The organism is Desulfocucumis palustris (assembly GCF_002933875.1).
Taxonomy (GTDB): Bacteria; Bacillota; Desulfotomaculia; order Desulfotomaculales; family Desulfocucumaceae; genus Desulfocucumis; species Desulfocucumis palustris.
Map to the genome: position 1 here is coordinate 1 of NZ_BFAV01000093.1, position 593 is coordinate 593.

Consider the following 593-nt stretch of genomic DNA (forward strand, 5'->3'; position numbering starts at 1 on the left):
ACCTTGCCCTCAATTTTACCTTTCGTTTGACCTTCTCTAATTCCTTTCTCCATTCCCCTTGCTTCTGCCGCCCTTTGCATCTCGTCCAGTGTCCGTTCGATGTTGGTGATCATCTTCTCCACCTCCTGGGGTCCAGTTTTCTCCAGTACACGGTCAACCTCTTCTTGCAGTAGTCCTGCCAACTTGCGCCTGATCACGTTCCTCAGCCATACCATTACCTGCCGGAAATCCTCCGGGTCCATGCCCTTCAGCACGTCGGCAAGCTTCCTGGTCCGGACCACCAGTTCCCTCGGGTCCACAGTCTGGTCCAAGTAAAACACGCTGGACACCACATTGGCCGCACGGTGCAGGTCCTCCTCATCGTAGCGAACCACGTCAAAGAGGATGTAAGAGAAGTCCAGCAAGCGCCCTGGGAACCTCTCGTGCCCAGACTGGTACTCCCTGAAGTTCCTGCGGGCCGTCCAGCCTCTCGCGCCGTTATAGAGGACGGCCGGAACGATGGCCGGAAGCCTGAAGCCCTTGCGCTTCCGCTCTTTCTCCGGTGTGTTCTTGTAGACGTCCCGCCACACCTCTACCATGTACTGCAGCAGCCG

1 protein-coding gene is annotated in these 593 nt (G+C 57.2%); it reads right to left on the bottom strand.

Going from position 1 to position 593, the window contains the following annotated elements:
- The coding region (locus DCCM_RS07235) for an Rpn family recombination-promoting nuclease/putative transposase (RefSeq protein WP_231702693.1) at positions 1-578 on the bottom strand (578 nt) is incomplete at its 3' end.
- Positions 579-593 lie beyond the last annotated feature (15 nt).